Origin of the sequence: Luteitalea sp. (assembly GCF_022842525.1) — a bacterium.
Lineage (GTDB): Bacteria > Acidobacteriota > Vicinamibacteria > Vicinamibacterales > Vicinamibacteraceae > Luteitalea.
The window spans coordinates 1-4,988 of the sequence record NZ_JALHPM010000299.1; the positions used below are offsets into that span (position 1 = coordinate 1).

Annotated in this window: 4 protein-coding genes and 1 pseudogene; 3 read left to right on the forward strand and 2 right to left on the reverse strand. The window is 69.2% G+C overall.

The window, feature by feature from the left end; all coding sequences use genetic code 11:
* The 3 genes and pseudogenes from Q0C41_RS29660 to Q0C41_RS29670 form a co-directional block, all read left to right on the forward strand.
* A pseudogene (locus Q0C41_RS29660) lies at positions 1-430 on the forward strand (hypothetical protein); the annotation flags it as partial.
* A gap of 12 nt (positions 431-442) precedes the next feature.
* Positions 443-1,699, forward strand: a complete 1,257-nt coding sequence (locus Q0C41_RS29665) for a threonine synthase (RefSeq protein ID WP_291990326.1) — start codon at positions 443-445, stop codon at positions 1,697-1,699.
* Positions 1,696-3,042, forward strand: a complete 1,347-nt coding sequence (locus Q0C41_RS29670; RefSeq protein WP_291990329.1) for an aspartate kinase — start codon at positions 1,696-1,698, stop codon at positions 3,040-3,042. The genes Q0C41_RS29665 and Q0C41_RS29670 overlap by 4 nt, the downstream gene beginning before the upstream one ends.
* Positions 3,043-3,085: 43 nt before the next feature.
* Here the strand turns inward: Q0C41_RS29670 and Q0C41_RS29675 are convergent, their stop codons facing one another.
* Both Q0C41_RS29675 and Q0C41_RS29680 read right to left on the reverse strand, forming a co-directional pair.
* Positions 3,086-4,357 (reverse strand): VWA domain-containing protein, encoded by a 1,272-nt coding sequence (locus tag Q0C41_RS29675; RefSeq protein ID WP_291990330.1) that lies wholly within the window; start codon positions 4,355-4,357, stop codon positions 3,086-3,088.
* Positions 4,357-4,824: a hypothetical protein gene (locus Q0C41_RS29680; RefSeq protein ID WP_291990332.1), complete on the reverse strand. Its 468-nt coding sequence runs from the start codon at positions 4,822-4,824 to the stop codon at positions 4,357-4,359. Before Q0C41_RS29680 ends, Q0C41_RS29675 begins: the two co-directional genes overlap by 1 nt.
* Positions 4,825-4,988: the final 164 nt, after the last annotated feature.

The window sequence follows — 4,988 nt, forward strand, 5'->3', positions numbered from 1 at the left end:
CGTCCGGCTCGTGGTCGCCACGCCCGGCCTGGCTCTGCCGACCAGGACCGCGCGCGCCGTGCTGCCGGCCCAGGTGTCGCGGCACGACGCCATCCACAACGTGCAGCGGACCGCGCTCCTGCTGCAGGCGCTTGCCCAGGGGCGTTTCGACCTGCTGCGCGAAGCCTTCGCCGATCGGCTGCACCAGCCCTATCGCCTGCCACTCGTGCCCGGCCTTGCCGAGGTCCTCGCGCTCGAGGCTCCGGGCATGCTGGGTGCCTTTCTGTCGGGTGCCGGGCCCTCGGTCGCCGTCTGCGTGTCGGGCGACCCCGGTCCCGTCGTCGCCGCCCTGGGCGGCCTCTACGCGACGATCGACCCCGACGTCGTCATCAGGGTGCTCGACGTGCACCAACCGGTCACGGCGAGTCCCCTGGCCGTGTCCCACGGGTAAGGATTGCCAAACGTGTCCACACTGCTCGGTCTGCAATGTCACGTGTGCCACACCGCGTTCCCCGCGGAAGCCACCTACGTCTGTGACCAGTGCTTCGGCCCTCTCGAGCCGGTGTACGACTACGAGAAGGCCGCCACCACCTTCACGCGCGAGAACATCGCCTCGCGCCCGCGCAACATCTGGCGCTATCGCGAACTCCTGCCGATCACCGGCGAGCCCCTGACCGGGTTCGGCTCCGGCTTCACGCCCCTGGTGCCGGCGCCGCGGCTGGCCGAGCGGCTCGGCGTCCGCGAGCTGTATATCAAGGACGATGGTGTCAACCACCCGACGCTCTCCTACAAGGACCGCGTGGTGTCGGTGGCGGCGACCCGCGCCGTGGAGCTCGGCTTCACGACCTTTGCCTGCGCCTCGACCGGCAATCTCGGCAACAGCGTCGCCGCCCACGCCGCTCGCCTCGGGCTGCGCTGCTTCGTCTTCATTCCCGACGACCTCGAGCCCTACAAGGTGCTCGGCTCGGCCATCTACCACCCGACGCTGCTTGCCGTGCGCGGCAACTACGACGACGTCAACCGCCTGTGCTCACAGGTGGCCGACAAGCACGGCTGGGGCTTTGCCAACATCAACCTGCGCAGCTACTACGCAGAAGGCGCCAAGACGATGGGGTTCGAGATCGTCGAGCAGCTCGGCTGGCAGTTCCCGAAGCACGTGGTCTCGCCGGTGGCCGGCGGCACCCTGCTGCCCCGCATCTTCCGCGGCTTCCGCGAACTGAAGCAGCTGGGCCTCGCGGACGGTGACCTGCCCCGCATGTACGGGGCGCAGGCCGAAGGCTCGGCGCCGGTCGTCCGCGCCCTGCATCAGGGCCTCGACTACCCCGACCCGGTCAAGCCCCAGACGATCGCCAAGTCGATCGCCATCGGCAACCCGGCCGACGGCTTCCAGGTGCTCGAGGTGCTGCGCGAGTCAGGCGGCTGGGGAGAGATGGTGGCGGACGCCGAGATCCTCGACGGCATCAACCTGCTGGCCGACACCGAAGGCATCTTCACGGAACCGGCCGGCGGCACCACCATCGCCGTGACCCGCAAGCTCATCGCCCAGGGACGCATCCCGCGCGACGAATCCATCGTCGTGTGCGTCACCGGCAATGGCTACAAGACCGCCGACATCATGACCACGCGCGTGGCGAAGGCCATTCCCATCACGCGTTCGCTGGACGACGTCGATGCCTACCTCGCGGGCACGCTCGCCGGCGTCGCAGGGGATCGCGCATGAGCCGCTTCGAACGCTCGAAACTGCTGGTCCAGAAGTACGGCGGCAGCTCGGTGGCCACGCCGGAGCACATCCGCAAGGTGGCCGATCGCATCATCGCCTGCCAGGCCGAGGCGCGGCACATGGTCGTGGCGGTCTCGGCCATGGGCAAGACCACCGACCAGCTGATCTCGATGGCCAGCCAGGTCTCCAGTCGACCGGCCGGCCGCGAGATGGACCAGTTGCTCGCCTGCGGCGAGACGATCGCCGTCTCCCTGCTCAGCCTGGCCCTGCAGGACCGCGGCGTGCCGGCCGTCTCGCTGACGGCCTCGCAGGTGGGCATCCGCACCGATGGCTCGTTCAATCGCGCGCGCATCGCCAAGGTCGACACGGGACGCCTCGTGCACGAACTGGAGAGCGGACGCGTGGTCATCGTCGCCGGCTTCCAGGGCGTGACCAGTGACCACGAGATCACGACGCTCGGACGCGGCGGCGGCGACATCACCGGCGCGGCGCTGGCGGCGGCCCTGCAGGCCCCGGTCTGTGAAATCTGCACCGATGTGGACGGCGTCTACACCGCCGATCCCAATGTCGTCGACACCGCGCGACTCGTGCCGGAGATGAGCTACGAGGCGGCCATCGAGCTGGCGGCCAGTGGCGCCAAGGTGCTGCACCCGCGCGCGGCCGAGATCTGCATGCAGTACGACGTGCCCATCCACGTGCGGTCGACGTTCCACCGCCGTCAGGGCACCTGGATTCGTGGAGGAGTGATGGAAGACGCAGCCGTAGTGGGGATCACGTCGGACAAGAAGATCGCCAAGGTGACACTCCTGGAGGTCCGCGACGAGCCCGGTCTCGCCGCCGCCATCTTCCGCGACCTCGCCCGCGAGGACGTCAACGTCCGCCTGATCATCCAGGCCGCGGCCACGCATGACCGCAACCGCATCACCTTCGTCACCGACAACGATCAGGTCGATCGCATCAAGGAGCTCGAGAGCACCTGGCGCAAGCGGCACATCGTCGGCGAGGTCCTCGTCGATCTCGACGTGGCCAAGATCGCCATCGTCGGGTCGCGCATCGCGTCGACGCCGGGGCTGGCGGCCCGCATGTTCACGGCGCTGGCGAAGGTCGGCGTCAACATCGACTGCATCAGCACGTCGGAGATGAAGGTCAGCTGCGTCATCGGCCGTACCGACCTGGATTCGGCGGTGCGCGCGGTCCATGCCGAGTTCTTCGGCACCAGCCGCCAGACGGCCACCCGCGCCGCTGGCGCGACCAAGCGCCCGGTGGCCAGGAAGGCCGCTCCGCGCAAGGCCGCTGCACAAAAGACCACGGGCGCCACGACTCGTCGTCGCAGCGCCCGGTAGAGCGGCAGACCATCCCGGGGACCGCTCCGCGAGCGGTCCCTCCCTACTTCGACTTCTCGTCGTCCTTCGGGGTCTTGAGCGCGTAGCCCTTGCGCGCCCACACCTGCACCCCGGGCTTCTTCACCTTGACCTCGATCTGCCGCCGCTTGCGCGTCGGATCGGGGTTGCTCGAGTAGTAGCCGAGCACGTAGTAGTCGCTGGTCTCGGCGTCGATCTTCTTGAGCGCCTTCGCGAAGTCGTTCTGGTTGATGACCGCCGTCCCGCCGGTCTCCTCGGCCAGGACGCGCATGCTGTCCTGCGTCTTGCGCACGTGGTTGTTCCACTCGACCATGTCCACCTCGTCGTCCATCTCGGCGCCGCCGACGAGGCCGCGCGGGTCGATGGTGTAGATGGTGGCGTTGGCGCGATTGGCCGCGCGGGTCAGGTCCGCCAGTTCGCGCGCCAGGTCGGCGTCGGCGAACTGCTGCCCCTGGCGATTGGTGACGGCCGCGGGGTCACGAGGGTCCATCCCCGTCTGGTTGTAGCCGTACAGCGCGTCGCGCTGCAGGCGCCCCTGCGGGAACGGGTCGAAGTCGTACCCGTTGGTGACGTAGATCAGCGCCTTGCGGCGGTTCTGCACCTTCTCCAGTTCGCGCATCAGGTCGAACGCGGTACTGAAGGCGACGTGCGCGCGATAGCGCAGTTCCTGGTTGCCCTGCTGCCCGTTGGGCTGCTCCAGGATGTCCTTGGGCTTGAGGCCGCTGCCGCTGATCTTCTTGATCGACTCGTCGAGCCGCTTGCGGTCGTACGTGAGGTCCACCGAGATGGACGACGGCCCGGTGGAGACGATGCCGAACATGTCGCCGTCGTGAATCAGCTCGGTCGAGATCTTCTTGAACAGGTCGCGGATGCGCGGCGTGTTGCGGAAGTCGAGGTGCAGGTCGTCGACGAACAGCAGGAAGATGCGCCCGGCGGCGTCGTTGACCGGACGGGGCGGCGGCAGCACCATCCCCTCCTCGACCGGCGCCGGCGGCGGCGCGGCGAGGTTGAAGTAGCGCCCGCCGTGCACCAGCGTGAGCGAGGCGACCATCTGCTCGACGCCGTCCTCGTTGACGATGAAGTCTTCCTTCTTGAGGTCGGCGAGGAACTGCCCGGCGCCATCGCGCGGGATCACGTCGGTGCTGACCAGGCTGGTCGTCACCGCGAAGTCGGGACGGGACGGGTCCTGCGGACCAGCGGGCGCCGGCGGGGCCGGTTGCTGCTGCGCGGGGAGTGTGGCCACGCCGAGCAGGACCGCTGCGGCGCGCAATCCGAGTCGGCTCAGACGTACAGGCATCATTCGATTATAGGAGGCACCGCGACCGGAGGCGACACCGATGCGGAATCTGCCGTGCCGGAGTTCGCGCGAGCGGACGGGCTGGACTGCCCGCTTCCCCCACGTCGCCGCTTCCGTTTGCTGGCTCCGGCGGTCTTCTCTGCCGGTGCTTCAGACGGCGGAGGCCGTCGCTCGGTCTTGGTGGCCGGCCGCGACCGGCGCGCCTGCGGTTCGACCTGCGGCGGGAGGCGTCGCTGCTCGATCTCCTTGAGCAGGGCCTGCCAGTCGAAGGCGACGTCCGGATAGCGTTGCTCGAGCGCGCGTTGCGTCTGCGGATCCAGCGCCTGTCGGCCGAAGTCGAGGCCTTGCGGGGCGGCGCAGAAGTAGATGACGCGCAGGCGCGGCTCGCCGCGCCCGTCCGGTCGGTGGTGCAGGAGATAGAGGGTGTCGAGCCCGCGCTTGTCCCGGGCCAGGCGGATCAGCGGCACCGGCGCTCCTCGTCCCTACTTCCGCTTCGGCTTGGCGGCCGAGGGACGGGCGGTCGCACGATGGGCCGACGCCTTCGCCGGCGTCCGGCCGGCCGTCGCGCGACTGGTCGATGGACGCGCGCCCTTGGCCACCGCCGCAGTACGCGTCGCCTTGGCAGCGCGGA